At 71.2% G+C, this 26,404-nt stretch carries 27 protein-coding genes and 1 tRNA gene; 20 read left to right on the forward strand and 8 right to left on the reverse strand.

Features of this window, described 5'->3' with window-relative positions:
• The first annotated feature begins 39 nt into the window (after positions 1-39).
• The 3 genes from AC1DDU_RS14535 to AC1DDU_RS14545 are packed head-to-tail and all read left to right on the forward strand — an operon-like array spanning position 40 to position 3,475.
• Positions 40-1,617 carry an ABC transporter ATP-binding protein gene (locus AC1DDU_RS14535; protein ID WP_477435285.1) on the forward strand — a complete coding sequence of 526 codons (1,578 nt, stop codon included), beginning with the start codon at positions 40-42 and terminating at the stop codon, positions 1,615-1,617.
• A complete protein-coding gene (locus AC1DDU_RS14540; RefSeq protein ID WP_477435287.1) occupies positions 1,593-3,158 on the forward strand; it encodes a hypothetical protein in 1,566 nt (521 codons plus the stop codon). The genes AC1DDU_RS14535 and AC1DDU_RS14540 overlap by 25 nt, the downstream gene beginning before the upstream one ends.
• A gap of 50 nt (positions 3,159-3,208) precedes the next feature.
• Positions 3,209-3,475: a DUF3039 domain-containing protein gene (locus AC1DDU_RS14545; RefSeq protein WP_477435289.1), complete on the forward strand. Its 267-nt coding sequence runs from the start codon at positions 3,209-3,211 to the stop codon at positions 3,473-3,475.
• 3 nt (positions 3,476-3,478) lie between these two features.
• Here AC1DDU_RS14545 and AC1DDU_RS14550 read toward each other — a convergent pair whose 3' ends face one another.
• On the reverse strand, positions 3,479-4,828 hold the full coding sequence (locus AC1DDU_RS14550; RefSeq protein WP_477435291.1) for a nicotinate phosphoribosyltransferase: 1,350 nt from the start codon (positions 4,826-4,828) through the stop codon (positions 3,479-3,481).
• Positions 4,829-4,869: 41 nt separating this feature from the next.
• Between AC1DDU_RS14550 and murI the strand changes: the two genes are divergently transcribed.
• From murI to AC1DDU_RS14570, 4 genes are all read left to right on the forward strand, one after another.
• Positions 4,870-5,697: a glutamate racemase gene (gene murI, locus AC1DDU_RS14555; RefSeq protein WP_477435293.1), complete on the forward strand. Its 828-nt coding sequence runs from the start codon at positions 4,870-4,872 to the stop codon at positions 5,695-5,697.
• 27 nt (positions 5,698-5,724) lie between these two features.
• Positions 5,725-6,471, forward strand: a complete 747-nt coding sequence (gene rph, locus AC1DDU_RS14560) for a ribonuclease PH (RefSeq protein ID WP_477435295.1) — start codon at positions 5,725-5,727, stop codon at positions 6,469-6,471.
• Positions 6,472-6,474: 3 nt separating this feature from the next.
• Positions 6,475-7,095: an RdgB/HAM1 family non-canonical purine NTP pyrophosphatase gene (gene rdgB, locus AC1DDU_RS14565; RefSeq protein ID WP_477435297.1), complete on the forward strand. Its 621-nt coding sequence runs from the start codon at positions 6,475-6,477 to the stop codon at positions 7,093-7,095.
• Between the two features lie 89 nt (positions 7,096-7,184).
• Positions 7,185-8,096 (forward strand): cation diffusion facilitator family transporter, encoded by a 912-nt coding sequence (locus AC1DDU_RS14570; protein ID WP_477435299.1) that lies wholly within the window; start codon positions 7,185-7,187, stop codon positions 8,094-8,096.
• A gap of 4 nt (positions 8,097-8,100) precedes the next feature.
• On the opposite strand, the gene AC1DDU_RS14575 is transcribed toward AC1DDU_RS14570, so the two are convergent.
• On the reverse strand, positions 8,101-10,575 hold the full coding sequence (locus AC1DDU_RS14575) for an ATP-dependent DNA ligase (protein WP_477435301.1): 2,475 nt from the start codon (positions 10,573-10,575) through the stop codon (positions 8,101-8,103).
• Positions 10,576-10,621: 46 nt separating this feature from the next.
• Here AC1DDU_RS14575 and ku point away from each other — a divergent pair, with 46 nt between their 5' ends.
• A complete protein-coding gene (ku, locus tag AC1DDU_RS14580; RefSeq protein ID WP_477435303.1) occupies positions 10,622-11,509 on the forward strand; it encodes a non-homologous end joining protein Ku in 888 nt (295 codons plus the stop codon).
• Positions 11,510-11,531: 22 nt separating this feature from the next.
• On the opposite strand, the gene AC1DDU_RS14585 is transcribed toward ku, so the two are convergent.
• The 3 genes from AC1DDU_RS14585 to AC1DDU_RS14595 all read right to left on the reverse strand — a co-directional run bounded on the left by AC1DDU_RS14585 (position 11,532) and on the right by AC1DDU_RS14595 (position 12,723).
• Positions 11,532-12,311, reverse strand: coding sequence for a DedA family protein (locus AC1DDU_RS14585; protein ID WP_477435305.1), 780 nt, complete (start codon positions 12,309-12,311; stop codon positions 11,532-11,534).
• Positions 12,312-12,356: 45 nt separating this feature from the next.
• Positions 12,357-12,438, reverse strand: a tRNA-Leu gene (locus tag AC1DDU_RS14590).
• Positions 12,439-12,510: 72 nt separating this feature from the next.
• On the reverse strand, positions 12,511-12,723 hold the full coding sequence (locus tag AC1DDU_RS14595; protein WP_477435307.1) for a PLDc N-terminal domain-containing protein: 213 nt from the start codon (positions 12,721-12,723) through the stop codon (positions 12,511-12,513).
• A gap of 103 nt (positions 12,724-12,826) precedes the next feature.
• On the opposite strand from AC1DDU_RS14595, the gene AC1DDU_RS14600 reads away from it, so the two are divergent.
• The 8 genes from AC1DDU_RS14600 (at position 12,827) to AC1DDU_RS14635 (ending at position 18,361) form a co-directional block, all read left to right on the forward strand.
• Positions 12,827-13,975, forward strand: a complete 1,149-nt coding sequence (locus AC1DDU_RS14600; protein WP_477435309.1) for a CpaF family protein — start codon at positions 12,827-12,829, stop codon at positions 13,973-13,975.
• Positions 13,972-14,832, forward strand: coding sequence for a type II secretion system F family protein (locus AC1DDU_RS14605; protein WP_477435311.1), 861 nt, complete (start codon positions 13,972-13,974; stop codon positions 14,830-14,832). The genes AC1DDU_RS14600 and AC1DDU_RS14605 overlap by 4 nt, the downstream gene beginning before the upstream one ends.
• Positions 14,829-15,758 (forward strand): type II secretion system F family protein, encoded by a 930-nt coding sequence (locus tag AC1DDU_RS14610; protein ID WP_477435313.1) that lies wholly within the window; start codon positions 14,829-14,831, stop codon positions 15,756-15,758. Before AC1DDU_RS14605 ends, AC1DDU_RS14610 begins: the two co-directional genes overlap by 4 nt.
• 30 nt (positions 15,759-15,788) lie before the next feature.
• Positions 15,789-15,977 carry a hypothetical protein gene (locus AC1DDU_RS14615; RefSeq protein WP_477436846.1) on the forward strand — a complete coding sequence of 63 codons (189 nt, stop codon included), beginning with the start codon at positions 15,789-15,791 and terminating at the stop codon, positions 15,975-15,977.
• A 4-nt stretch (positions 15,978-15,981) separates the two neighbouring features.
• Positions 15,982-16,416, forward strand: coding sequence for a TadE/TadG family type IV pilus assembly protein (locus AC1DDU_RS14620; protein WP_477435315.1), 435 nt, complete (start codon positions 15,982-15,984; stop codon positions 16,414-16,416).
• Positions 16,391-16,864, forward strand: a complete 474-nt coding sequence (locus AC1DDU_RS14625) for a TadE family protein (protein WP_477435317.1) — start codon at positions 16,391-16,393, stop codon at positions 16,862-16,864. Before AC1DDU_RS14620 ends, AC1DDU_RS14625 begins: the two co-directional genes overlap by 26 nt.
• Positions 16,861-17,304, forward strand: coding sequence for a pilus assembly protein TadG-related protein (locus AC1DDU_RS14630; RefSeq protein ID WP_477435319.1), 444 nt, complete (start codon positions 16,861-16,863; stop codon positions 17,302-17,304). Before AC1DDU_RS14625 ends, AC1DDU_RS14630 begins: the two co-directional genes overlap by 4 nt.
• A gap of 364 nt (positions 17,305-17,668) precedes the next feature.
• Complete coding sequence (locus AC1DDU_RS14635) at positions 17,669-18,361, forward strand: serine protein kinase RIO (protein WP_477435321.1); 693 nt, start codon at positions 17,669-17,671, stop codon at positions 18,359-18,361.
• Positions 18,362-18,379: 18 nt separating this feature from the next.
• Here AC1DDU_RS14635 and AC1DDU_RS14640 read toward each other — a convergent pair whose 3' ends face one another.
• Positions 18,380-19,678 (reverse strand): MFS transporter, encoded by a 1,299-nt coding sequence (locus AC1DDU_RS14640; protein WP_477435323.1) that lies wholly within the window; start codon positions 19,676-19,678, stop codon positions 18,380-18,382.
• A gap of 25 nt (positions 19,679-19,703) precedes the next feature.
• Here AC1DDU_RS14640 and prfB point away from each other — a divergent pair, with 25 nt between their 5' ends.
• Positions 19,704-20,816, forward strand: coding sequence for a peptide chain release factor 2 (gene prfB, locus AC1DDU_RS14645; RefSeq protein WP_477435325.1), 1,113 nt, complete (start codon positions 19,704-19,706; stop codon positions 20,814-20,816).
• Between the two features lie 30 nt (positions 20,817-20,846).
• On the opposite strand, the gene AC1DDU_RS14650 is transcribed toward prfB, so the two are convergent.
• Entirely contained in the window at positions 20,847-22,148 is a 1,302-nt protein-coding gene (locus tag AC1DDU_RS14650) for an HNH endonuclease signature motif containing protein (protein ID WP_477435327.1), read from the reverse strand.
• Between the two features lie 173 nt (positions 22,149-22,321).
• On the opposite strand from AC1DDU_RS14650, the gene ftsE reads away from it, so the two are divergent.
• The 3 genes from ftsE to smpB all read left to right on the forward strand — a co-directional run bounded on the left by ftsE (position 22,322) and on the right by smpB (position 24,869).
• On the forward strand, positions 22,322-23,413 hold the full coding sequence (gene ftsE, locus AC1DDU_RS14655) for a cell division ATP-binding protein FtsE (protein WP_477435329.1): 1,092 nt from the start codon (positions 22,322-22,324) through the stop codon (positions 23,411-23,413).
• Positions 23,410-24,324: a permease-like cell division protein FtsX gene (gene ftsX / locus AC1DDU_RS14660; RefSeq protein ID WP_477435331.1), complete on the forward strand. Its 915-nt coding sequence runs from the start codon at positions 23,410-23,412 to the stop codon at positions 24,322-24,324. Before ftsE ends, ftsX begins: the two co-directional genes overlap by 4 nt.
• 68 nt (positions 24,325-24,392) lie before the next feature.
• On the forward strand, positions 24,393-24,869 hold the full coding sequence (smpB, locus tag AC1DDU_RS14665; RefSeq protein WP_477435333.1) for an SsrA-binding protein SmpB: 477 nt from the start codon (positions 24,393-24,395) through the stop codon (positions 24,867-24,869).
• 9 nt (positions 24,870-24,878) lie between these two features.
• Here smpB and AC1DDU_RS14670 read toward each other — a convergent pair whose 3' ends face one another.
• Entirely contained in the window at positions 24,879-26,357 is a 1,479-nt protein-coding gene (locus AC1DDU_RS14670) for an MFS transporter (RefSeq protein WP_477435334.1), read from the reverse strand.
• Positions 26,358-26,404: the final 47 nt, after the last annotated feature.

Raw genomic sequence — 26,404 nt, forward strand, 5'->3', positions numbered from 1 at the left:
AATGGCCGTACGACCAGGCCCGCTTGATACGTTGGTCGGGTGACAGCCTCCCTCCCGGTGCCGAATGACATCGATCCGGAAGAGCCGGACGGTCACGCGAGCGCGCGCGTCGTGCGCCTGTCCGACTCCGTGTCGCCGGCTCCCGAAAAACCCCGCCGCCCGCCCCGCGCGCCGCGTTCCGCTGCGGGCGGCAAGTCCGCTCCGCGCAAGAAGCGCCCTGCGGCGAAGAAGGCGACGATCGATCCCGGTCCGCCTCCGCCGCTGCCGAGCGATCTCGAACTGGCCGACATGGCCGCCGCCGGCATCGTGGTTCCGCCGCGCCCGCCGCTGCCGGAGATGACCGAGGTCGAGCACGTGCCCGTCGATCTTCCGGAGCCCGAACCGGTGCTCGAGCCCGAACCGGTGCTCGAGCCCGAACCGGTGCTCGAGCCCGAACCGGTGCTCGAGCCCGAACCGGAGCCGGAGCCGGTGCTCGACACCGCGCCGGAGCTCGACACCGCGCCGGAGCCCGAACCGGTGCCGGAACTCGAACCGGAACCCGAGGCCGAGGCCGAGGCGCGGCCGGTACCCGAGCCTGAGCCCGAGGGAGAGCCCGCCGCCGGAACTTCGGCCCTTGCCGAATCCGCGGACGTGGTCGATGCTGAGCGCGTGGGGGAGCCCGCTGCTGGGGACGAGTTCGCGCACGTGACCGAGTCCGAGGTCGCGCCGGTGCTCGTCGTGCCCGAACCCCTCGTCGCGCCCGAGCCTCGCGTCGAGCCCGCGGTCGCGCCGGTGGCGACGCCTGTCGCCGACGACGACCCGGTGACTGAGGACGCGATATCCGTCCCGCTCGGGATCCCGCCACTGGCTGCCACCGCAGGCGACGCGCTCGTGCTGCGCGGGATCACCAAGCGCTTCGGGAGCACGCACGCGGTCGACGGCATCGATCTGACGATCCCCGCGGGCACCTTCTACGGACTGGTGGGCCCGAACGGGGCGGGCAAGACCACGACGCTGTCGATGATCGCGGGGCTCATCGAGCCCGACCGCGGCACGATCCACGTCGCCGGTGTCGACGCCGCCGCCGAGCCGCTCGCCGCGAAACGCCTGATGGGCGTGCTGCCCGATCGGCTGCGCACGTTCGATCGCCTCACCGGCCGGCAGCTCCTCTATTACTACGGCGTGCTGCGGGGGCTTCCTCCCGCGGTCGTCGAGAGCCGCACCGCCGACCTGGCACGCGCATTCGACCTGGCGGACGCGCTCGGCCGCAGCGTGTCGGACTACTCGGCCGGCATGCTCAAGAAGGTCATGCTCGCCGGCGCGATGATCCATTCGCCGCGCCTGCTGGTGCTCGACGAGCCTTTCGAGGCGGTCGACCCGGTCTCGAGCGCGATCATCCTCGACATCCTCTCCACGTACGTCGCTCATGGCGGCACGGTGATCCTCTCGAGTCACGGCATGGACCTGGTCGAGCGGGTCTGCACGCGTGTCGCCGTCATCGTGGCCGGCCAGGTGCTCGCCGAGGGCACCGTGGACGAGGTGCGCGGCGAGCTGACGCTCGAGCAGCGCTTCGTCGAGCTGGCCGGGGGCCTCAGCGACGTGGAGGGCCTGGAGTGGCTGCACACATTCTCCGACTGAGGTTCGCGCTGCTGTTCGGCGCGCTGCGCGGAGACGGTCGCCACGTCGCCCGGGTGGTGACGGGCTTCGTGCTGCTGGTGGTGGCCACTGCGGCGGCCTGCTGGGCGATGCTCTCGATGGCGGATGCCGCCACCGACACCGTGCTGACCGTCACGGTGCTCGGCGGTTCGGCGGTGACGCTGGGCTTCGCGCTCGCGCCGCTGTTCGGCGCCGCCGACGATCCGCTCGACCCGCGTCGCTTCGCGCTGTTCGGGCTGCCTCGCGGACGGCTCGCAGCGACGCTCGCCGTCGTGGGGCTGCTGAGCGTGCCCATCCTCGCGCTGCTGGCGGTGGCCGTCTGCGCCGCGATCGTGTGGGTCGAGCACGGCGTGCCCGCCGTCACCGCGGTGCTGTCCGTGATCCTGGGCGTGGTGACGTGCTCGCTGCTGGCCCGACTCTGCACGGCGCTGGCCTCGCTGTTCCTCCGGGATCGGCGGTCCCGCGAGCTGTCGGGCGTGTTCGTTCTGATCGTGCTGGTCGTGGTGGTCCCGGTCGGCGTGTTCCTCGCATCGCTGGAGTGGCGGGGGAACGTGCCGCCGCAGCTGCTCGAAGCCGTCCGCGCACTGTCGCTCACCCCGATCGGCGCCGCGTGGGCGCTGCCCGCGGCCGTGGCATCCGGCGAAGCCGTCTGGCTGACCGCCCTCGTCGCGGTGGCCACCGTCGTCGTGCTCGCCCTGCTGTGGGTGTGGGCCGTCCGCCGCGTGCTCACCACGACGGAGCGCCCGTCCGCCGGGCGCGAGCGGGGCGGGCTGGGATGGTTCGGCGTCGCGCCGGGAACCCCCGGCGGAGCGATCGCCGCGCGGAGCCTCGTGTACTGGTTCGGCGACCGCCGTTATGTCGTGAACGGGCTCGTGATCCCCTTCGCCGCCGTGATCACCGTGGTTCCGCTGCTGGTCGCGGGGGTCCCTCCGGAGCTGGTCGCGCTCGTACCGGTGCCGTTCGCGGCACTGTTCCTCGGGTGGCTTCCGCACGACGATCTCGCCTACGACTCGACGGCGGTGTGGATGCACATCGCCAGCGGTGTGCGCGGTGTGTCCGATCGCGTCGGCCGCCTCGTGCCGGTGCTGCTCGTCGGTGTCCCGCTGCTGGCGGTGGCCGTACCGGTCGCGATCTCGCTACACGGGCGGTGGGCGATGCTGCCGGCGCTCACCGGGGTGTGCGTCGCGCTGTTCCTGTCGGGGCTCGGACTGTCGAGCGTGTCGTCGGTCGTGGCCCCGTACGCGGTCTCGCGGCCGGGGGAGAGCCCGTTCCAGCAGCCGCAGCGCACCGGCTCGGGTGGCGCGTTCGCGCAGGCGGCGGTGATGCTCGGCGCCCTGGTGGTGTCGATCCCGGTGCTGTGGTGGGGATGGCTGGCGCTGCACGGCGACACGGATGCCGCCACGACGGCGCTGTGGGGCGGTCTGGCGATCGGCCTCGGCGTGCTGGTGGTGGGCATCGTGATCGGCTCGCTCGTGTTCGAGCGTCGTGGCGGGCGGCTCATGGAGTTCGCGGAGTCGACCTGACTCACCCGCTCCGGCCCGGCGGCCGCCGGGCCCGACTACACTGACAGACCATGAGCATCCCGCTGGACAGCCCCGACCAGGGCGGCATCGCGACCCTCGATCGCGAGCTCGAAGAGCTCCTCAAAGAAGAGAACATCGAGCCGGGTGACCACGAGCGCTTCTCCCACTACGTGAAGAAGGACAAGATCCTCGAGTCCGCCATCACCGGCAAGCCGGTGCGGGCGCTGTGCGGCAAGAAGTGGACCCCCGGGCGCGACCCTGAGAAGTTCCCCGTGTGCCCGACCTGCAAAGAGATCTACGAGTCGCTGCAGAGCTGAGCGTCACTCGGCGTCGGCGTAGACCGTCGGGATCGCCGGATCGGACCGGCTGAGCGCGAGCCCGCGCACCGGCAGCTCCTCGCGCACGCGGGCGTGATGCGCGCGTGCGGCTTCTACCCCGGCAGCACCCTCGTGCGCGGCATCCGGTTCGCCGTCGGCGACCAGCGCGACCTGCAGGGGGCGGGCATCGGGGTGGGTGGCGCCGGTGTCGAGCGGCTCGAAGCCGTCCGACACGACGATGAGCTCGCTGGTCGCCGTCCCCGCGTCGAGCGTCCGGAAGGCCGCCTTGCGCCCACCCTTGGACGCCTTGTCGGTCGACGCCTTGGCGACGCCGATCCAGGAGCCGGCGGCATCCTGGCGGGCGACGAGCTTGTAGACCATGCCCGCGGTGGGCGTGCCCGAGCCGGTGACGACCGACGTGCCCACGCCGTACGCGTCGACGGGGGATGCCGCCAGCGCCGCGATCGCGTACTCGTCGAGGTCGCTGGTCACCGTGATGCGGGTATCCGTCGCGCCCAGCTCGTCGAGCTGGGCGCGCACCTGTGCGGCCACTGTCGGCAGGTCGCCCGAGTCGATCCGGACGCCGCCGAGGCCGGTGCCTGCGACCCGGATCGCCGTCTCGACGCCCTGGCGGATGTCGTACGTGTCGATCAGCAGCGTCGTGTCGACGCCGAGCGCGTCGACCTGAGCCCGGAACGCGTCCTCCTCGGTGTCGTGCAGCAGTGTCCACGAGTGCGCGGCGGTGCCCATCGTCGGGATGGCCCAGCGCCTCCCTGCCTCGAGGTTCGAGGTGGCGCCGAAGCCGACGATGTACGCGGCGCGCGCGGCGGCGACCGCCGACTCCTCGGCGGCGCGGCGCGAGCCCATCTCGGCCAGCGGCCGGTCTCCGGCGGCGATGCTCATGCGCGCGGCCGCGGTGGCGACCGCGGAATCGTGGTTGAGCACGCTGAGCGCCAGTGTCTCGAGCACGACGGCCTCGGCGAAGGTGCCCTCGATCGTCAGGATGGGTGAACCCGGGAAGTACAGCTCGCCCTCCCGGTAGCCGGTGATCGAGCCGGTGAACCGGTAGCCCTCCAGGAAGTCCAGGGTGGCGGCATCCACCACCCGTTCGTCGCGCAGGAACCGCAGTTCGGCGTCGCCGAAGCGGAAGTCGCGGATCAGCGACAGCAGTCGGCCCGTGCCGGCGACCACTCCGAACCGACGTCCGCCGGACAGGCGCCGGCCGAACAGTTCGAAGACGCAGCGGCGATCGGCGGTGCCGTCGCGCAACGCGGCGTCGAGCATCGTGAGCTCGTAGCGATCCGTGAGGAGTGCGGTCGAGGCGCCCGCGCGCGCAGCCTGCCCATGGGTCATGCGGGCCAGCCTACTGAGCGGCTGGCGTAGGCTGGGGCATCGTGAACCACGCGCCGATCGGAATCTTCGACTCCGGGGTCGGCGGGCTCACCGTGGCCCGGGCGATCTCCGCCCAGCTGCCGCGCGAGTCGATCCTCTACATCGGCGACACAGCGCGCTCGCCGTACGGGCCCAAGCCGATCGCCGATGTGCGTCGCTACTCGCTCGAGATCCTCGACGATCTCGTGGCACAGGGCGTGAAGATGCTCGTGATCGCCTGCAACACCGCCTCGTCGGCGGTGCTGCGCGACGCCCGCGAACGCTACGACGTGCCGGTGGTCGAGGTGATCGGCCCGGCGGTGCGCACCGCGATGTCGACCACCCGCAACGGCCGCGTCGGGGTGATCGGCACCGCCGGCACCATCGGCTCCGGTGCCTACCAGGACATGCTGGGCGTCAACGAGCGCCTCACCGTGTTCGCGCAGGCCTGCCCGCGCTTCGTCGAGTTCGTCGAGGCGGGCATCACCGATTCGCCCGAGGTCCTCGCCGTCGCCGAGGAGTACCTCTCGCCGCTGCGGCACGCCGGGGTGGACACCCTGGTGCTCGGCTGCACCCACTACCCCTTCCTGGAAGGGGCCATCAGCTACGTCATGGGTCCCGAGGTGTCGCTGGTCTCCAGCGACACCGAGACCGCGAAGGACGTCTACCGTCAGCTGGTCTCCCGCGACCTGCTCGCGAGCCCGGATGCCGTACCCCATCACGACTACGAGGCCACCGGAGCGTCGGCCGACGAGTTCCTGCGGCTGGCCCACCGGCTGATGGGGCGCGAGGTCAGCTCCGTGCGGCTCGTGCAGACCGGCGCCATCGACCTTCCGCATCGCCTCGGCTGAGGCAACCGCGTCCCGAAGAGGAGAGAAATGACCGACATCACCCGTGCCGACGGCCGCTCCGTCGACCAGCTGCGTCCCGTCACCATCGAGCGCGGCTGGTCGAGCCAGGCCGAGGGATCCGCCCTCATCTCGTTCGGGAACACCAAGGTGCTGTGCACGGCGTCGTTCACCAACGGCGTGCCGCGCTGGCTGACGGGCAAGGGCAAGGGCTGGGTCACCGCCGAGTACGCGATGCTTCCGCGCGCGACGAACGAGCGCAACGACCGTGAGAGCGTCAAGGGCCGCATCGGCGGCCGCACGCACGAGATCTCGCGCCTCATCGGGCGGGCGCTGCGCGCCGTCGTCGACACCAAGGCGCTGGGCGAGAACACCATCGTGATCGACTGCGACGTGCTGCAGGCCGACGGCGGAACGCGCACCGCGGCGATCACCGGTGCGTACGTCGCGCTCGCCGACGCGATCGAATGGGGCCGCGGCAAGAAGTTCATCGGGCAGAAGGCGAACGTGCTGTTCGACTCGGTGGCGGCCGTGTCGGTGGGCATCATCGACGGCGAGCCGATGCTCGACCTCGCCTACGTCGAGGACGTCCGCGCCGAGACCGACATGAACGTCGTCGTCACCGGCCGCGGCCTGTTCGTCGAGGTGCAGGGCACCGCCGAGGGCGCGCCGTTCGACAAGCGCGAGCTCGACGCCCTGCTCGAGCTCGGCGTCAACGGCTGCGCCGATCTGCGCACCCACCAGCTCGCCGCGCTGCAGCCCGCAGACGGGGAGTGACGGATGCCGCGTCAGATCGTCCTCGCGACGCATAACCCGCACAAGGTCGAGGAGTTCCAGGCGATCGTGGCGGCGACCCGTCCCGACCTCGAGGTGATCGGCTACGACGGCCCCGAGCCGGTCGAAGACGGGGTGACGTTCGCCGAGAACGCGCTCATCAAGGCGCGTGCCGCTGCGCAGCACACCGGGCTGGCCGCGCTGGCGGACGACTCCGGCATTTGCGTCGACGTGCTGGGCGGCTCCCCGGGGGTCTTCTCGGCCTACTGGGCGGGGCATGCGAAGGATGCCGCGGCCAACCTGAACCTGCTGCTCGACCAGCTCTCCGACATCCGCGATCCGCACCGGACGGCCCAGTTCGTGTCGACGATCGCGGTCGTGGTGCCCGGCGCGGAGGGTGCGCCCGCCGAGGAGCACGTCGTGGAGGGGGTGTGGCCGGGCCGGCTGGCGAGCGCGGCCGCCGGCGGCGGCGGCTTCGGCTACGACCCGATCTTCATCCCCGACGGCCAGGACCCGGCCGCCGAGCGGACGATCGGCGAGTGGACCGCCGAGGAGAAGAACGCGTCCTCCCACCGCTCCCGCGCCTTCGTCGCGCTGACGCCGCTGCTGGCCGCCCTGCGCGGCTGAACGCGACCGCGCTGCGATTGAGAATCACACTCATTCCCGACTAGGCGGATCGGCGCTGTCGGCCGGGAACCCGGGCATAGCCTGGTCATATGCACGATCATGCGCCCACCGGGATCCGCGGCTCCGGCAACCGCCGGCTGCTCGCGATCTCGCTCGGGATCACCTCCACCGTGATGGTGGTGCAGATCGTGGGCGCGGTGCTGTCGGGGTCGCTCGCGCTGCTCGCCGACGCGGCGCACATGTTCACGGATGCCGCGGCCCTCGTGATCGCGTTGATCGCGAGCACCGTCGCGGCCCGGCCCGCGAACGACCGGCGCACGTTCGGATATCAGCGGGCCGAGGTGTTCGGCGCGCTCGTGAACGGCATCATCCTGATCGCCCTGTCGGCGTGGGTGGCGTTCGAGGGCGTCTCGCGACTGCTGAACCCGGGTGAGGCCGACGTCGCCGGCGGTCTCATGCTCGTCGTCGCGATCGTGGGGCTCCTGGCCAACGCGGTCGCCATGTGGCTGCTCAGCTCGGCCCAGCGGCGCAGCATCAACGTGCGCGGCGCCTACCTCGAGGTGCTCGGCGACCTGATCGGCTCGGCCGCCGTCATCGTCGCGGCCATCGTCGTGGTCACCACCGGGTGGGATCAGGCCGACGCCATCGCGTCGCTGTTCATCGCGGCGATGATCATTCCGCGGGCGATCGGGCTGCTGCGCGAGGTCGTCTCGGTGCTCGCCGAGTCGGCGCCCAAGGGCACGCACGTGCAGGAGATCCGCGACCACATCGTCGCCACGCCTGGAGTCGTCGACGTGCACGACGTGCACGTGTGGCAGCTGACCCGCGGTGCGCCGGTGTTCACCGCGCACGTGGTCGTCGACGGCGAGGCGCTCGCCGACGGCAGGGCCGCCGGCATCCTGAGCCGTCTGCAGACCTGCCTGTCGGAGCATTTCGACGTCGAGCACTCGACCTTCCAGCTCGAGCCCGCCGGCCACGTCGAGCACGAGGCGCACGCGTAGCTCGTCAGTTCTCGAGGTGCACGTCGGCCGGCGACTTGTCGGGCCGCAGGCCCCGCCACCGCGCCTGGCGGAGGATGCCGCCGGGGGTGAACTCGGCGAACTCGACCTCGCCCACCACGTCGGGTCGCACCCACAGCGCGTCGCGGGCGTCGAGGGCGGGCACACCCACGAACGGGTTCTCATCGGTGCGCAGCGGCCGCAGGAGAGCCTCGAGCCGCGCGAGCATCGCGTCGGAGAACCCCGACCCGACGCGCCCGGCGTAGCGGATCGCGCCGGTGGCGGCATCCGGGATCCCCACCAGCAGCGAGCCGATGCCGCCGGAGCGCCCGCCCTGCCCCGGACGGATCGCCCCGATCACCACCTCCTGCGTCCGGGTGAGCTTGACCTTGAGCCAGTCCTCGGACCGCAGCCCGCGCCGGTACGGCGAGCCCGGGTTCTTCACCACGATGCCCTCGAGCCCGAAGCGGTGGCTCGCAGCGAGCGCGGCGTCGACGTCGTCGAAGACCGGCGGCACGACGATCGGGGCGATCGCTTCGTGCGCGAGGGACTCCAGGATGCCGCGACGCTGCGCCAGCGGCAGGGCCGCGGCATCCGCATCACCGTGCGAGAGCACGTCGAACAGGTAGTACTGGACGGGCGTGCGCGGTGTCTCGCGTTCGATCTCGCGGGGCTTGGAGAGGTTCATGCGGCTCTGCAGTCGCGGGAAGCTGGGGCGCCCCTGCGCATCGAGCGCGACGATCTCTCCGTCGATGACGGCCGGTTCAGGGCCGAGGCCCGCGTCCACACGGGTGAGCTCGGGGTACTTCGCGGTGATGTCGTTGCCGCTGCGCGCCCGCAGGTGCAGCCGGCGGCCGTCCCAGATGCCGATCGCGCGGATGCCGTCCCATTTCACCTCGACCCACGGCTCGTCGCCGTGCGCGGCGGCCCAGTTCGCGGCGGCCGCGCGGGCGATGCCGGGTGTCGCATGCACCGCGAGCATCGGACGAAGCTGCGACGGCGGAGGCGGGGACGGCGCTTCATGCGGCAGCGGATCGGCCTGATCCGATGCCTCGACCGCCGGGCCTTCGGGCTGCGGGTGGCCGGCGGCATCCGTCTTCATGCGATGCAGCAGCCACTGCGACTTCTCGCCCACCCCCGACGTGCGGATGAGGGCGAGGCGCACGCGTCCGAGAGGGCCGCCGGGACGACCCTCGGCGGTGAAGATGATCTCGCCGTCCTTCTCGCCGTCGCGCCACTTCTCCAGCTCGTATCGGCCGTCGTCCCAGATCGTCATGGTGCCCGCGCCGTACTCGCCGTGCGGGATCGTGCCCTCGAAGGTCGCGTACTCCATGGGGTGGTCCTCGGTCATCACGGCGAGGTTGTTGCGCGCGGAAGACGGCGGGATGCCGCGCGGCACCGCCCAGCTGACCAGCACGCCGTCGCGCTCCAGGCGCAGGTCCCAGTGCAGCCGGCTGGCGTGGTGCTCCTGGATGACGAAGCGGGGGAGCTCGTCGGCCGCGGATGCCGCGCCGAGCGCGTTCGCAGGCACCGGTTCGGGGGTGCGCCCCGCGCTGCGCTTGGCGATGTAGGCGCTGAGGGGGCCGTCGTCGGAGCCGCGACCGCCTGCGTGGTAGCCGAGCGGGGCCATCGGATCGCCGATCTCGTCGGCCCGCGCGAGCACCTCGTCGAACAGCAGGTGACGCAGGCCAGGGTCGTCGAGCTCGTCCCACGTGCGTGGCGCCGCCACCGTGGGGTGTGCGCGGCCGCGGAGCGAGTAGGGCGCGATCGTCGTCTTGGCCCCGTTGTTCTGGCTCCAGTCGATGAACACGCGGCCGCCGCGCTGCGCCTTGGCCATCTCGCTGACCACCAGGTCGGGGTGGTCGGCCTCGATCGCGCGTGCGAGCTCCTTCGCGATGGCCGACGCCTGCTCGGTCGAATGCCCGGGCGGCAGTGCCGCATACAGGTGGATGCCCTTGCTCCCGCTGGTCACGGGGTAGGGGTCGAGTCCCATCCCGACGAGGATCGCGCGCGCCCAGCCGGCCACGACGGCGCACTCGGCGAGTCCGACGCCGGGGCCGGGGTCGAGGTCGAGCACGAGCCGGTCGGCGGCGCCGCGGTCGCCGTCCGGCGTGAAGCGCCACTGCGGCACGTGCAGCTCGAGGCTCGCGACCTGAGCGAGGTACACGAGCGTCGGGATGTCGCCGACCAGCGGATACTCCTTGGTCCCGGTGGAGTGGGGGATCGGCATCCGCTTCACCCACGAGGGCGCGCCGCGCTCGAGGTCCTTCGCGAAGAAGTCGGGGTGGTCGACGCCCTCGGGCCAGCGCTTGCGCGTGACCGGGCGTCCGATGACGTGCGGGATCAGCAGCGCGCCGATACGGGAGTAGTAGTCGATGACCTCGCCCTTGGTGGTGCCGGTCTCGGGGTAGAGCACCTTCTCGAGGTTCGTGATGCGCAGGCGGCGGCCGCCGATGCGCACCAGCTGCTCGTCGCCCGCCATGCGCCCAGGGTAGCCGTGGGGCGTGTGACCGGTGTGTACTGGTGTGGTGAGAGCGATCTGGAAGGGTGCCCTGACGTTCGGACTCGTGAACGTCCCGGTCAAGGTGTACGCGGCGACCGAGGACCATGACGTCTCGCTGCACCAGGTGCACAACAAGGACGGCGGACGCATCCGCTACCAGCGGATCTGCGAGATCGACGGCGAGGTCGTCCCGTACTCCGACATCGACAAGGCGTACGACGACGGCGAGAAGACCGTCGTGCTCACCAAGGACGACCTCGCGTCGCTGCCCGCCGAGCGCAGTCGCGAGATCGACGTCGTGGAGTTCGTGCCGAGCGAGCAGATCGACATGCTCACGCTCGACCGGGCCTACTACCTCGAGCCGGACTCGACGTCGCCGAAGGCGTACGTGCTGCTGCGCAAGACCCTGGAGCAGACCGACCGCACCGCGATCGTGCGATTCTCGCTGCGGCAGAAGACGCGGCTGGCGGCGCTGCGGGTGCGCGGCGACGTGCTGGTGCTGCAGACCCTGCTGTGGGCCGACGAGGTGCGCGAGGCCGCCTTCCCCGCGCTGGACGAACCGGTGAGGATCTCCGCGAAGGAGCTCGAGCTGTCGGCATCCCTCGTCGAGAGCTTCGCGAGCGACTTCGACCCCGAGGAGTTCGCCGACGAGTACCAGGAGGAGCTGCGCACGCTGATCGAGGCCAAGCTCGAGAAGGGCGACGCCCTCGACACCTCCGAGACCTTCGGCGAGCAGGAGGAGGAGGCCGGCGGCGAGGTCATCGACCTGATGGCCGCGCTGCGCGCCAGCGTCGAGAAGTCCCGCGCCGCGCGCGAGGGAGGCGGGGCGAAGAAGGATGCCGCCGCCTCGACCTCTTCGAAGTCCGAGGCGCCCGCGAAGAAGCCCGCGGCGAAGAAGAAGAAGGCCTCCTGACGGCGGCCCCTGGTCTCCGGGCTCAGGCCTTGGGCGCCTCGCCGTGCTCCGGGCCGCGCTCGAACACCTCGGGGTCGAGCACGAGCGCCTCCGCCTCGGCGTGGTCGGTGACGACATCCCGGCCGGCGGCCGCCGCCTTCTTGGCCTTGCTGCGCTCGCGGAGGTAGTGCCACAGCGTCACGACCGCGGTGCCGCCCACGGCCGCCAGCAGGATCAGGTCGATGTAGTGCTCCACGAAGTCGGCGATCGGCGGGATGAAGCCGATGGCGTAGCCGAACATGGTGAGGCCGAAGCCCCACAGCACGGCGCCGATGAAGTTGTAGAGCGTGTACATCCACTTGTTCATGTGGCCGACGCCCGCCGCGACGGGCGCGAACGTGCGCACGATGGGAACGAAGCGGGCGAGGATGATCGTGAGGCCGCCGAAGCGCTCGAAGAACGCGTTGGTGCGTTCGACGTTCTTGACGCTGAAGAGCCCGGATTCCTTCTTCTCGAAGACCGCGGGCCCGCCCTTGTGGCCGATGTAGTAGCCGACCTCGCCGCCCAAGAAGGCCGCGAGTCCGATGAGCAGCGCCACCCACCACACGCTGAGGCCGAAGATGCCGTTCGGTGCGGCATCCTGCGGGTGCGACAGGAGGCCCGAGATCACGAGCAGCGTGTCGCCCGGGAGCAGGAACCCGATGAGCAGGCCCGTCTCTGCGAACACGATGAAGCACACCACGGCGAGCGCCCAGGGGCCTGCCCAGTCGATGATGGCGGCAGGATCCAGCCAGGGGATCAGGGCGGTGGGAACAGCGTGCACGATGGGTTTCCCGTCGTCAGTCGGCGGAGGATGCGAGAGCTCGCGTGCGGAAGGTGGGACTTGAACCCACACGCCCGAAGGCACAGGAACCTAAATCCTGCGTGTCTGCCGATTTCACCACTCCCGCGAGTGGGTCTCAGTCTACTGAGCGGACTGTGCGCAGGCTGTGGGGTTCACCCCCGTATCGCGCCGTCGGGCGTCAGCGGCGGATGCCGAAGAGGAAGTAGCTCGCCGGGCCGATCCAGTTGATGAGGATCGCGGGGATCCAGACCGGCTTCGGGCCGCGCACCTCGTCCGCGTCACGGTGGGCGAGGTCCCAGAACGCCAGGAACGCGAATGCGACCTGGACGATGCTGAGGACGCCGAGCCCGGCCTTCACCGGCGGGGTCAGTTCGGTCTTCGTCTTGGTCATCGCGATGCCTTTCGTCTCGGCCTCCATCCTGCCGTGCGGGCCCGCCGAGCGCATCTGTGGATAACTTTCGGATGCCGCATGCCGACCTTGCGAGGATGCTTCGGTGTCCTCGCCCACCGCCCCCGTCGCCACCCTCGTGGCGGAGCGGGTGCGGGAGCGGCTGCGCGCAGAAAGGTCTGATCCGGCCCGGGATCCGGAGTTCGCCGCGCAGGTCGCGCGGGCCGAGGTGCGCCGTCACAACGACTTCGCGCTGGCCCGCGGACTGGCGCCCGTCGACGACGAGACAGCATGCGTGCGCGAGGTGCTCGCGGCGGTCGCCGGGTTCGGCCCGCTGCAGGCGTACCTGGACGATCCCGAGGTCGAAGAGCTCTGGATCAACGCCCCGGACCGCATCTTCGTCGCCCGCGGCGGCGTGCCCGAGCGCACACCGCTGGTGCTGACCGACACCGCGGTGCGCGACCTCGTGGAGCGGATGCTGCAGTCCACCGGTCGTCGCGTCGACCTGAGCCAGCCGTTCGTAGACGCCTCGCTTCCCGACGGCAGCCGCCTGCACGTCGTGATCCCGGACATCACGCGCCGGCACTGGGCGGTGAACATCCGCAAGTTCCTCCCCGCCTACCGCGACCTCGGCCGGCTGGTCGCGGCGGGTTCGCTCGCGCCCGAGGCGGCGACACTGCTGCGCGACGCGATGGCGACCGGCACGTCGGTGCTCGTGTCCGGCGCCACGCACGCCGGCAAGACGACGCTGCTCGGTGCACTCATCGCCGCCTGCCCGGCCGGGCACCGGATCGTGACGGTGGAGGAGACGTTCGAGCTCGCCGTCGGCGCCTCCGACCTCGTTGCGATGCAGGGGCGTCAGCCCAGTCTCGAGGGCACGGGCGAGGTGACGCTGCGGCGACTGGTCAAGGAGGCGCTGCGCATGCGGCCCGACCGGCTGGTCGTCGGCGAGGTGCGTGACGCGGAGGCGCTCGACCTCCTGCTGGCGCTGAACACAGGCGTTCCCGGAGCGGCGACGATCCACGCCAACTCCGCCCGCGAGGCGCTGGACAAGCTCGCCGCGCTGCCCCTGCTGGCAGGGCGCAACATCGACGCCGGTTTCGTGCTGCCGGCGGTCGCGGCATCCGTCGGTCTCGTCGCCCATTGCGAGCGCGACGCGACGGGTGCGCGCAGGGTCGTCGAGATCGTCGAGCCGACCGGGGTGGCCGACCGGACCATCACGGCCCGCACCCTCTACCGGGCGGTGACGACGTGACGTTCGTGTGGGGCGCCGCGCTCGCGGCGGGAGTGCTCCTCATGCTCGCTCCCTGGCTGTGGCCCGCGCGGACGCACACCGCGGTGGCGCCCGCGCGGCGTGGCCGGATCGCACGCCTGCTCGAGGATGCCGGGATGCCCCGCACCTCCGTGGCCGCCATCGTCGTCGTCGCCGGGGTGTGCGCCGTCGTGGCGGCGGCGGTCGCCTGGCTCGTGGCGCCCGTCGCGGCGCTCGCGCTGGTGGCGGCCGTTGCCGGCGTCATCGCCCCGTTCGCCTGGCTGCGGATGCGCCGCACGAGGCTGCTGCGTGTGCGGCGCGGTCTGTGGCCCGATGTGTGCGACCTGCTCATCGCGTCGGTGCGTGCCGGGATGTCGCTGCCCGACGCGGTCGCGAGTCTCGCAGACTCCGCACCCGCCGAGCTGCGGCCCGCGTTCGCCGGGTTCGCGCGCGACATGGCGGCATCCGGTCATTTCGACTCCAGCGTCCTGCGGCTCAAGACCACCCTCGCCGACCCGGTGGCGGACCGCATCGTCGAGACGCTGCGCATGGCCCGCCAGGTCGGCGGCACCGAGCTCACGCCGGTGCTGCGGGCGCTGGCGGCCTCGGTGCGCGCGGACGCGTCGTTGCGCGCGGAGGTCGAGTCCCGACAGTCCTGGATCCGCGGGGCGGCGGTGCTCGGGGTCGTGGCGCCGTGGATCATCCTCGCTCTGCTCGCGATGCGGCCCGAGGGCGCACGCGCCTATGCGACCCCAACGGGGATCGCCCTGATCCTGTGCGGCGCCGCGGTGTCGGTCGTCGCCTACCGTCTGATGATCCGTCTCGGCCGGCTCCCCGAACCGCGGCGGTGGTTCGGATGATGTTCGCGATCGGCGACGTCGCCTACGCCGTCGTGCTCGGCACGGCGCTCGGTGCCGGTGTGTGCCTGCTGATCTCGCTCGCGCCGCGGTGGGGTGCTCCGAGCCTGGCGCGCCGTATCGCGCCGTACATCCGCGATGTCACCGATCCACGGGGCATCGACGTGTCCGCCGCCGGGCCCATGGCGGGCGCCTTCGCCTGGTCGGCGTTCGCGCGTCGGTGGCTGTCGCGGCTGTCGGGCGGTGATGCGGTGCTCCAACGCCGCCTGCACCGCGCCGGATGGACCATCGATGCGGCGCGCTTCCGTGGTCGCCAGCTCGGCTGGGCCATCGCAGGGCTCGCCCTCGGCGGCGGCGTGGTCGTCGCGCTCGTGCTCGTCGGTCGCGGCTCTGCGGTGCTCGGCCTGCTGCCACCCGTGGCCGCGGTGGCCGCGGCGCTCGGCTGCGACGCCTGGCTCACGCGCGCCGCTCGGGCGCGCGCCACGAGGATCGAGGAGGAGCTGCCGACGGTGCTCGAGTTCCTCGCCCTGTGCCTGGCCGCCGGCGAGGGGATCCTCGATTCGCTCCGACGCGTCAGCGACGTCGGTGCGGGGGAGCTGACGTCGGAGCTGCGCGGCGTGGTGGTGGCGGTCGGCACCGGATCCCCGCTGGCGGAATCGCTCACCCGCCTGGCGGCGGGGCTCGAGATCCCGTCACTGACCCGCGCGGTCGACCAGCTCGTCGCGGCGATCGAGCGAGGCGCTCCGCTTGCGCACGTGCTGCAGGCCCAGGCGCTGGATGCGCGGGAGGACGCCAAGCGGTCGCTCATCGAGCACGCCGGCCGCAAAGAGATCTACATGCTCTTCCCCCTGGTGTTCCTGATCCTGCCGCTGAGTGTGCTGTTCGCGGTGTTCCCGGGGATCTTCATGCTTCGACTCGGACTCGGCTGACGGCCGGAAGGAGAAATGATGAATGCACGGATGCGGCGCCTCGCCGCCCGACTGCGCACGGCGGCGAGCGGACTCGCGGATGACGAGCGCGGCGATGTGCCCGGCTGGGTGCTCATCACGCTGATGACCGCCGGATTGGTCGTGGTGATCTGGGCCATGGCGGGACCGGCGCTCGCCGAGCTCTTCGAGCAGGCGATCCAGCGGGTGTCGGGGCTCTGACGCCATGCGGTCGGCGGGGGCGGAGGCGATCCGGCGCGTGCGCGCACGGTGCGCCCAACTCCTGCGCGACGACGGCGGGGCCAGTCCCGTGGAGTTCGTGCTCGTCGGCGCGCTGCTCACGGTGCTGACGCTCGGCGTGCTGCAGTTCGGGCTCGCGGTGTATGTGCGCAATGTCGTGCACGATGCGGCCGTGGAAGGCGCCTATCACGCCGCCCTCGCCGACACCTCGCTGGAGGACGGCGCTCGGCGCACGCGTGACATCGTCTCCCGCACGATCGGCGCCGAGTACGCCACCGACGTGACGGTGCGCGAGACCACGGCGCTCGGGCACGCGGCGGTCGAGATCCACGTATCCGCGACGCTGCCGCTCGTCGGACTGCTCGGTGCCCCGAGCGCACTGGAGGTGACGGCGCATGCGCCGGTCGAATCCCTCGACTGAACCTCTGCTCGACGACGACCGAGACGGCGAACGCGGCTCGGCCGCGCTGGAGTTCATCCTCGTCGGGCTGCTGCTGCTCGTGCCGCTGGTGTACCTGGTCGTCGCCTTGGGGCTCATCCAGGGGCAGAGTCTCGGGGCCGAGGCCGCCGCCCGCCACGTCGCCCGCGCGGTGTCCACGGCGACCGACACGTGGAACGCCCGCGAACGCGCCGACGCCGTGCTCGCCGCGGTCTCCGAGGAGTACGGCATCGACGACATGGACCTCTCGATCACCTGCACCCCGTCCGGCGCGCCGTGCCCGCGGGCGGGAGCGATGCTGCACGTCACCGTCCGCACCGTCGTGACGCTGCCGCTGGTGCCACCCGTGCTCGGACTCGACCAGCTCGCGGCGATCCCGATCGAGGCCGAGGCCGCGCACAAGGTGTCGCGATACTGGAGCGATCGGTGAGCCCCCGGCGGACCCCATGGCGGCTGCGCGGTGGCGCACCGGCCGACGAGGGGAGCGTGCTCATCCTCACGCTCGGGTACGCCGTGCTCGCCATCGCCGTGATCCTCGTGTGCACGGCCGCCACCAGCCTGTACCTCGCCCAGAAGCAGCTGGATGCCGTGGCGGATGCCGCCGCGCTCGCCGCGGCCGACAGCTTCGACCTGACGGTCGTCGACGGAGAACCGGTCGCCGCTCTGACGGATGCCGGTGTCGACCGCGAGGCGGCGGCGATGGTCGGCGAGATCGGCGGCGACGCCCGGCTCGTGTCGGCCACCACCCCCGACGGCGTGTCGGCCCGCGTCACGGTGGCCGGGACGTGGCATCCGCCGATCGTCACCGTGTTCGTGCCGGACGGCCTCGCGCTGCAGGCCACCGCCACGAGCCGCACCGCGCTGCGCTGACGGCGGCCAGCAGGCTACGCGTCGATCACCGTGGCCGCGCGAGCGAGGGGTGGATGCCGCTGCCTGACGTGGGCTAGAGTGACGCGATGTCGGTGCCGCGTCCCGCCGCACCCGGACCGAAGGGAGGAAGAACGATGGCTGTCTCTGTCGCGCCTCGCAACGCTTTCCCCTTCCGCGAGGTCGTCCGCACGCACTGATGCTCGGCGGCCTCCTGTCCTGGAGTGTCCCACCGATGTCATCCGAACGCTTCGACGCGTCTGCATCCCTGCTCTCGCCGGAACTCGAGCCCGGCCCCGATCAGCGCTGGTCCACGTGGCCGGCATCCCCGCCGACACAGCGGGGTCCTCTCCCTCATCCTGCGTGGGTGGTCACCTCGTCCGGCGCGTTCGACACCGAGCTCGGTGTCGTCAAGACCGGCAAGGAGGCTGATGTCCATCTCATCGAGCGCGCGGTGCCGGGAACGACCGGTGTACTCCTCGCGGCGAAGCGGTACCGCTCGTCGCATCACAGCGACTTCCACCGCTCCGACGGCTATGAGGAGGGCCGCACCATGCGCAACACCCGCGACGCACGGGCGGTCGGCCGCAAGTCGGCGTACGGTCGATCGGTCGCGGCGGGCCACTGGGCGGTGAGCGAGTTCGACGCGCTGTGCCGCGCCTGGCGAGCCGGCGTGCCGGTGCCGTATCCCGTGCAGGTGAGCGGCACGGAGGTGCTGATGGAGTTCGTCGGCGACGGTCGCGCGGCCGCACCGCGCCTCGCCCAGAGCAGGCGTCACGGCGAGCAGCTGCGGGACGCGTTCGACCAGGTGGTCGGCATCCTCGGGGCCTTCGCGACAGCCGGCTTCGCGCACGGCGACCTGTCGCCGTACAACCTGCTCGACCACGACGGTCGCGTCGTGGTGATCGATCTGCCGCAGATCGTCGATGTCGCCGCGAACCCGCAGGGCCTCGACTTCCTCTACCGGGACGTCGTGAACGTGTCGACGTGGTTCCGGCGGCGCGGCCTCGACAACGACCCCGAGGACCTGTTCTCCGAGCTCGTGGCGATGCTGTGGTGACGGCGCCCCGCGCCGGGCTCAGCGCTCTGCGCGGGGCACGTACCGTGGCACCCACCGCACGAACGCGAGCGCTCCGACGAGCCCGACGGCGCCCATAACGCCGGTGGCCACGGCGAGCGACGCGAGGGCGGCGATGCCCGACACCAGCAGCGGGGCGACGGCTCCGCCCGCGTCGGTGAGCGTGCGCCACGACCCCAGGAACGGCGCCGGATCCGTCTTCGGGGCGACGTCGGCGCCGAGGGTGAGCAGGATGCCGCTGGAAAGGCCGTTGCCGACGCCCAGCACCGCAGCGAACATCGCGAACCACATCGCCGCCTGCGGCAGGTCGTGCGTGAAGGCGAGCGCGATGAAGCCGGCGCCCATGAGGACCATGGCCGGCAGGGCGGCCCAGAGGCGCCCGAACCGGTCCATGACCTGGCCGCTGGCGTAGAACAGCGCGAAGTCGATCGCGCCCGAGATGCCCACGACGAGCGCGATCGTCTGGGCGTCGAGGCCGATCGACACGCCCCACAGCGGGAGCACGACCTGCCGTGCGGAGCGGACGGCGGAGAGGGATGCCGCGGCCAGCCCGAGCGTGGACAGCACGCGGCGGTGGCGCCACATCGTGCGCAGCATGCCCGTCCCGGGAGCGGCGCCCTCCGCGCGTCTGACCGGGATCGACCCGGTGACCGGCTCGCCGGTGTCCTCCACGGCCGCGTCGTCGCGGGCGGGCGTCGTGGCGACGAACTGCCGTTCGGGGTCGGGGCCGAGGAGGACGAGCAGGACGGTCGCGACGAGGCATCCGCCGAAGAACCAGATCGTGGCGTGCTCGTCGCCGAACAGGGCCAGCAGCCCCGCGGCGACGAACGGCCCGACGAACATGCCGAGACGGAACGTGCCGCCCAGCAGCGACAGTGCGCGGGCGCGGAACGACAGCGGCACGCGTGTCGTCATGAACGAGTGGCGGGCGAGGCCGAACGCCGCGGCGCAGAAGCCGATGAGGAACACCGCGATCGCGAACAGGCCCAGCGAAGGAGCCAGGGCCATGCCGATGACGCCGCCGAGGGAGAGGAGTCCCGCGATCGCCATCGTGAGGCGCTCGCCGATGCGCGCGACCGCCCAGCCCGCGGGGATGTTGCCGCACAGCTGGCCGACGACCAGCGCCGAGGCGACCAGGGCGGCGGTGGCGACATCCGCTCCGAGCTGTGCCGCGATCACCGGGATGAGCGGGATGACGGCCCCCTCGCCGATCGCGAACAGCACCGTCGGGCCGTAGACCATCGGCCCGAACCGCCACAGCACGTCACGGGCGGTCGGGGAGCCTGTGTGATCGGTCATCGCTTCCACGTTAGTCTGGAGTGTCATGCTCGACTTCGATCCCTCCGCCGACATCCAGGCCCTGCGTTCCACCTTCGCCGACATCAAGGCCGTGGTCGACGTCGAGGCGCTCTCCGCCGACATCGCTCGCCTCAGCGAGGAGGCCGGCGCACCCAATCTGTGGGACGACGTCGAGAAGGCGCAGAAGGTCACCAGCGCCCTCAGCCACCGCCAGGCCGAGCTCAAGCGCGTCACCGACGTCGAGCAGCGCCTCGACGATCTCGACGTGCTCGTCGAACTCGCCAACGAGATGGACGACGAGGACTCCGCCGAGGAGGCCCGCCGCGAGATCGCCGAGCTCGAGGACATCGTCAGCCAGCTCGAGGTGCAGACGCTTCTGGACGGCGAATACGACGAGCGTGCCGCCGTCGTCACGATCCGCTCCGGTGCGGGCGGCGACGACGCCACCGACTTCGCCGAGATGCTGCTGCGCATGTACCTGCGCTGGGCCGAGCGCCACAAGTACCCCGTGAAGGTGATGGACACCTCCTACGCCGAGGGTGCGGGCATCAAGTCGGCGACGTTCGAGGTCGACACCCCCTACGCCTACGGCACGCTGTCGGTCGAGGCCGGCACGCACCGACTCGCCCGCATCAGCCCGTTCGGCTCGGCCGACAAGCGCCAGACGTCGTTCGCCGCGGTCGAGGTCATCCCGGTGATGGAAGAGGCCGTCGAGGTCGACATCCCCGAGAACGACCTGCGCGTCGACGTGTTCCGCTCCTCAGGCCCCGGTGGGCAGTCCGTCAACACGACCGACTCCGCGGTGCGCCTCACTCACATCCCGACCGGCATCGTGGTGTCGATGCAGAACGAGAAGTCGCAGATCCAGAACCGCGCGGCCGCCATGCGCGTGCTGCAGACGCGGCTGCTGCTGCTCAAGCGCGAGGAAGAGGCCGCGAAGAAGAAGGAGCTCGCCGGCACGATCACCGCGAGCTGGGGCGACCAGATGCGTTCCTACTTCCTCTACGGCCAGCAGCTGGTCAAGGACCTGCGCACCGGCTACGAGGTCGGCAACCCCGCGGTCGTCTTCGACGGCGACCTGGACGGGCTGATCTCGGCGGGCATCCGCTGGCGCAAGCGCAAGGACGACGACGACTGATCCGGTCGCCGCTCTCGCGGGCGGTTCCCGTCAGAACGGTGCGTCCGTCGCATCCGGCGAGGCACGGAACGCGGGCACGCGGCGTTCGGGCGTGACGACGTAGCGGCGTCCTGTCGGTGACGTCCATTCGAGGACGCCCCCGCTTCCCTCGACCTGTGCGACGCGCCAGCCGCCGTGATGCTTCAGGGTGTGGTGGCCCTTGCACAGCGGGGCGAGGTTGTCGAGCGAGGTCTCGCCCCCATGCTCCCAGGCGATCGTGTGATCGATCTCGCAGCGATCGGCCGGGATGCCGCATCCCGGCGCCATGCAGCGATCCGCCCGCCATCGGGCGAGACGCCTGAGCATCGGCGGCGGGCGATACTGCGTGCGGCCGACCGAGAGAACCATCCCGGTCTCCGGATGCGTCAGGACCCGCATCCACCCGTCCGTCGCACCGCACAGCTCTCGCGCCCGGGAGAGGGGAATCGGGCCCACTCCTTCGACCAGCGCGACCTCATCGCTCTGCTCGAGAAGGGACAATGCGGGCACGGTGACGGCGACCGTTGCGCGGATGCCGCGGACCTCCGGATCGAGCGCCGTCGTCTCACCGTCGATGAGCAGGTCGCCGAAGACGTCGGCACGGCGCTGATCGAGCGTCCGCGGATCGTCGCCGGCGGCGCCGAGCGCGGTCGCGATCGCCGTCAGCCGGCCCTGGATCGCCCGGGCCTCGACGGCCGGGATGAGGGCGTGGATCCATGCCATGCCGTCGTCGCCGGCCTCGACGACCACTCGTCGCTCCTGCACGGCGCGTTCGTGGCGCTCGGCGATCGTCGCCGCACGATCCACGTCGATCAACCTGGCAAGCCTTCTGCGGAATGCGCCGACCGGCAGCTCTTCCGCCAGGCGTACCGCGCGCTCAGCCAGCCGATCGCGCACGTCGGGCTCGACGCGGTCGAGTGCCTCGACCAGCGCCTCTGCGTGGCGCTCGGTCATCCCGGCGCGGGACAGTGAGGCGAGGGCGGCCGGATAGCGGTGCACGAGCGCGTGGGCGTAGCCCAGCAGCGATGCCGCCGCGTGCTCGGTGACGCGCAGCGCTGCGGCGAGCTCGAGGCGGATCGACCGCTCCACGACAGCCGGCAGGCCGCCGCCGTAGCGCTCCGCCTCGGCAAGCGCCCGGCGACGCATCGCGTCGACGCGCACGAGTCGCTGCGCCGCGAAGATCGACATCATGTCGGCGACCTCGGTCACCAGGTCCACGTCGTCGGGCACGTCGAAGCGGTCGTCATCAGAGATGTCGTGATCGATTCCGCCCGCGCCGTCACCGGCGACGTGGGGGAGGCGCTCGTCCGACATGCCTGAACTCTAGAACATACCTACGACATTCGCCCCGGCGCGGCGATGGTCCGGCGACATCGGCGGTGCGGCATCCGCTCGCCGTCCGCGCACAGGATGATGACGGATCCGATGGCGCGGGCCTGAGTGTCGCTGGACCGCCTGGCGGAGTGGCGCCATAGGCTCGTTAGGCCATGATCCGGTTCGAGAACGTCACGAAGCGCTTTCGCGGCACTTCAAAGCCCGCCCTGAGCGATGTCGATTTCGAGGTGCTGCGCGGGGAGTTCGTCTTCCTGGTGGGCGCGTCGGGATCGGGAAAGTCGTCGTGCCTGCGACTGATCCTCCGCGAGGAGACACCGACCGAGGGGCGAGTGGTGGTGCTCGGCCGCGACCTGCGCACCCTCGCGAACCGCAAGGTGCCGTACTTCCGTCGTCACGTGGGGGCGGTGTTCCAGGACTTCCGGCTGCTGCCGACCAAGACCGTCTTCCAGAACGTCGCGTTCACGCTGCAGGTCATCGGGTCGTCGCGAGGCTTCATCCAGCAGGCGGTGCCCGAAGTGCTCGCCCTCGTCGGCCTCGCCGGCAAGGAGAAGCGATTCCCGCACGAGCTCTCCGGCGGTGAGCAGCAGCGCGTCGCGATCGCCCGCGCGCTGGTGAACCGTCCGCAGATCCTGTTGGCCGACGAGCCCACGGGCAACCTCGACCCGGCCACCTCGATCGACATCATGCAGCTGCTCGCGCGCATCAACGCCGGCGGCACGACCGTCGTCATGGCCACCCACGAGGCCGGCTTCGTCGATCAGATGCAGCGCCGCGTGATCGAGCTGCGCCATGGCGAGATCGTGCGCGATGAGCGCCACGGCGGCTACGGCGACCGCTCCGCGCTGCCGAGCCTCGCCCCCGAGCCCGAACGCGGGGCCGCCGCGGTCGCCGCGCTCACCGCGGTGCTCGAGGTGCAGCGCGAGGCCTCGCTCGCGGCCGCCGCAGGGCTCGACCCCACCGCGGTGCCCCCGGACGACGACGAGATCGTCCCGATGAGGACGGATGCCGCCCCCGCCCCGGCCACGCAGACCCCCGCGGTCGCCGAGCCGCCGGCGCCCAGCTCCGCGGAGCCGGTGGCCGAGGAGCCCGCCGGGGCCGCGGCATCCGCGCCCGCGCCGACATCGCACACGCAACCGGTCCCGATGGCCGACCTCGCAGAGATCGAGGTCGAGGAGCTGGGGCTGGCCGACAGGCTCGGACTGGGCGAGACCGACCCCGATGACGAAGTGGGGCCCACCTCATGAGGTTCGGACTCATCATGTCGGAGGCGTTCACCGGCCTCCGGCGCAACCTCTCCATGGTCGTGTCGGTCGTGCTCGTCACGTTCGTGTCGCTGACGTTCGTGGGCGCCGCGATCCTGATGCAGATGCAGATCGGCACGATGCGCGACTTCTGGGTGGACCGCGCGCAGGTGGCCATCTACATGTGCACCGACGTCTCTTCCGGTGCGACGTGCACCGAGGGCGAGGCCACGCCCGACCAGGTCACGGCAGTGCGCGAGAAGCTCGAGGGAAGCGCGCTGTCGCCGCTCATCCGCGACATGAGGTTCCTCGACCACGAGCAGGCCTATCAGGAGCTGTTGGCCCTCGTCGGAGAGGACAACGCCAGCGTCGTCACGCCCGACCAGGTGAACGAGACGTTCCGCATCACGCTCGTGGACCCCACGCAGTCCGACGTGATCCTCGAGGCGTTCTCGGGCACCCCGGGCGTCGAGCAGGTGCAGGACCAGCTCCAATACCTCGAGCCCCTGTTCTCGGCGCTGACCGTGGCGACGTACATCGCGGTCGGCATCGCGGTGCTCATGCTGATCGCGGCGGTGCTGCTCATCGCGACCACGATCCGCCTTTCCGCGTACGCGCGAAGGCGCGAGCTCGGCATCATGCGCCTGGTGGGGGCATCCAATCGGTTCATCCAGACGCCGTTCATCCTCGAGGGCGTGTTCGCGGCCCTGCTGGGATCGCTGCTGGCCAGTGCCGCGGTCATCGCCGGCGTGCACTTCGGCGTCGACGGCTACCTGCGCAACCGCGTGGAGTTCGTGACGACGTGGGTGGACATGGGCGATGCCTGGCTGGTGGTGCCGGTGCTGATCCTCGTGGGCGTGGTGCTCGCGGCGCTGTCGGCCGGCTTCGCGATCCGGCGGTGGCTGCGCGCCTGATCGAGCCGCGCGCGGGAGTAGACTGACAGGCTGCCATGCGCACCGCGTGGCATCAGCGAGGAGACATCATGCCCAGGGAACGCGGGGAGAAGGTCGTGGCGACCAATCGTCGCGCGCGCCACGAGTACACGATCGAGAAGACGTACGAGGCGGGCCTCGTGCTGACCGGTACCGAGGTGAAGTCGCTGCGCGAAGGCCGTGCCAACCTCTCGGACGGCTACGCGTACATCGACAACGGCGAGGCGTTCCTCGATGCGGTGCACATTCCCGAATACTCGCAGGGGCACTGGACGAACCACTCCTCCAAGCGCACGCGCAAGCTGCTGCTGCACAAGGAGGAGATCGTCAAGCTCTCCCACGCCATCTCGGCGGGCGGCTACACGCTGGTGCCGCTGAAGCTGTACTTCTCCGACGGTCGTGCGAAGGTCGAGATCGCGGTCGCGAAGGGCAAGCGCGAGTACGAGAAGCGTCAGACGATCCGCGAGCGCGAGGACAAGCGCGAAGCCGAGCGCGCGATGCGCTCTCGCAACCGCCTCGGCGAGTGACGCCCTGGGCTACTGCGCCAGCGGCTCCGCGATCGCGGACTCGCCGTGCGCGGCGTGGTCGCTGAACGCCGTCTTCGGAACGAAGCACAGCAGCACCGCGGCGGCCAGCGCCGTCACGCCGCACACCACCCATACGGTGAGGTAGCCCGAGAACGAGCCGGCCGTTCCCTCCGTGACGGCGCCCGTCGCACCGTGAAGCAGGGCGATGCCGAAGATGCACGAGGCGATCGCGCCGCCGACGGTCTTGACCGAGTTCGTGAGGCCGGTGGCCACACCGGTCTGCGTCGGGGGAGCAGCGGATGCCGCAGCCGCCGGCAGCGCCGCCACCAGCGCTCCCGAGCCGAGGCCGACGACCACCATGTTCACGATGACCTGCGTGTAGCTGCTGTGGAAGGGCAGGAACATGAGGAACCCGATGCCCACGAGCGTCGCCGCGCCGATGAGGGTCAGCCGGGGCGCGGTGAGCCGGGCGATGAGCGGGTAGAGCAGGGCGCCGGTGATCATGGCGATGAGGTAGACGCCGATGATGAGCGAGGTCTGGAACCCGGTGGTGCCCAGGCCGTATCCGTAGACCGACGGGTCGGTGCGGGCGAACGTCGACAGCGGTGCCTGCGCACCGAGGACGCTGACTCCGAACAGGCCAGCGGTGAGGAACACCGGACCGAGCGCGGGGGAGCGGAACATCCGCACGTCGATGAGCGGGTCGTCGTGACGAAGCTCCCACAGCACGAACGGCACCACCAGCAGAACGCCGAGCGCGGTGACGAGCCACGCGATCGGGTCGGCGGGGCCGTTGAGGCGCAGCAGGCTGAGGCCGCCGGTGAACGCGACCAGAGCGAGCGAGATGAGCACCAGGCCGACGTTGTCGAGGCGGCCGCCCGTAGGCTCGGGCGACTCTTTGACCCCGAAGAGGATCACGAAGAAGCAGACGACCACGAGCAGTGCCGGCACGAGCAGCACCACCCACAGCGGCAGGCTGTCGATGAGCGCGCCGCCGACGAGGGCGCCGGTGATCGCACCGGTCTCGAGCGCGGCGACCAGGAAACCGGCCGCCCGCGCCGTGATCGTCGAGCGCCCGTCCATGCACCGCGAGCGCGACCAGATGAGGGCGATCTCCAGCGGCAGCCACACCACGTAGAAGCCCTGGATCGCCCATGCCGCGAGGAAGATCGCGAACGAGTCGGTGAACGGCAGCACGAGGGATGCTCCGGCCGTGATCGCCGTCGAGATCACCAGCATCCGCTTGTGCCCGACCATGTCGCCGAGCTTGGCGAACGCGGGGACCACCAGCGCCGACAGCATGAGCTGCGTGCCCTCGAGCCAGTTCACGTCGGCGTCGTGGACACCGAGGTGCCGGGCGATGTCGGTGAGCATCGGCGTGTAGTAGCCCTGCAGCACGCCGCTCGTGAACTCGACGAACGCGAGGAATCCGACGACACCGGCGAGCGCGCCGATCGTCACTCGTCCGGGCGTGGCAGTGCGCGGCATCCGTGCTCCTTCGGTCGGGCCCCAGTCCCGTCCTCGAGCGTGTCGCA

It is taken from the genome of Microbacterium sp. 05T445, assembly GCF_056395865.1.